Origin of the sequence: Mycobacterium talmoniae (assembly GCF_001854525.1) — a bacterium.
Lineage (GTDB): Bacteria > Actinomycetota > Actinomycetes > Mycobacteriales > Mycobacteriaceae > Mycobacterium > Mycobacterium talmoniae.
The window spans coordinates 1-1,028 of record NZ_MLQM01000350.1; the positions used below are offsets into that span (position 1 = coordinate 1).

Annotated in this window: 1 protein-coding gene; it reads right to left on the reverse strand. The window is 72.0% G+C overall.

Annotated features, from left to right (window positions below):
• On the reverse strand, nucleotides 1-1,028 hold a 1,028-nt coding region (cofG, locus tag BKN37_RS27290; protein ID WP_071030434.1), incomplete at both ends, for a 7,8-didemethyl-8-hydroxy-5-deazariboflavin synthase CofG.

Below are 1,028 nucleotides of genomic sequence, written 5' to 3' on the forward strand. Positions count from 1 at the left end.
TGGGCGAACGCGCAGAACCGGCAGCCGACGTAGCAGATGTTGGTGAAGTTGATGTTGCGGTTGACCACGAACGTGACGTCGTCGCCGACCGTGTCGCGGCGCAGCGAATCGGCCAGTGCGGCAACCGCATCCAACGCCGCACCGTCGGCGGTGGCCAGTGCCAGGTATTCGGCGTCGCTGCAGCCGGCCGGGTCGCGTTCGGCCGAGCGCAGCGCGGCCAGCACGTCGGTGTCGACGCGTTCGGGCGCGCGGGCGGCCAGTTCGTGCACCTTGTCGCGGATCGATTCCCAGTCCCCGAACGCGGACTCCAGATCGCTGCGGGTCGCACTGGCCCGCCCGTCGGTGTCGATCGCCGCGTGCAGGTCCACCCGGCCGGCGGACTGCGCCTCGTCGGGCTCCTGCCACACCAACCCGACCGGGTTGACGTCGCGGGCCCAGCCGGTGGCGGGGTCGGCCAGCGCGTCGACGTGGCCCCGCACCCGGGGGTCGATCCACCCGGCGCCGGCCTGCACGTAGGCGGGCTGGGCGGTCAGCCGCTGCACCAGGTCGTAGCCGGCTTCGGCGGTGACGGCGGCCAACTCATCCAGCGCCGGCCACGGGCGCTCCGGGTTGACGTGGTCGGGCGTCAGCGGCGACACCCCGCCCCAGTCGTCGACGCCGGCACCGATCAGGGCCAGGCACTCCGCGCGCGACACCAGATTGGGCGGGGCCTGCACCCGCATCTTCGGGCCCAGCACCAGCCGCGCCACCGCCACGGTGGCCAGGAAGTCCTCGAAGTCGGTGTCGGGCGTCGCGGCCATCGCGGTGTGTTCTTTGGCCCGGAAGTTCTGCACGATCACTTCCTGGATGTGCCCGAATTCCTTGTGTACCTTGCGGATTGCGTGCAGGGTGTCGGCGCGTTCGGCCAGGGTCTCCCCGATGCCGACCAGCAGCCCGGTGGTGAACGGGATGGACAGCCGGCCGGCGTCGGTCAGGGTGCGCAGCCGCACCGCCGGGTCCTTATCCGGGCTGCCGTAATGGGCCAGCCC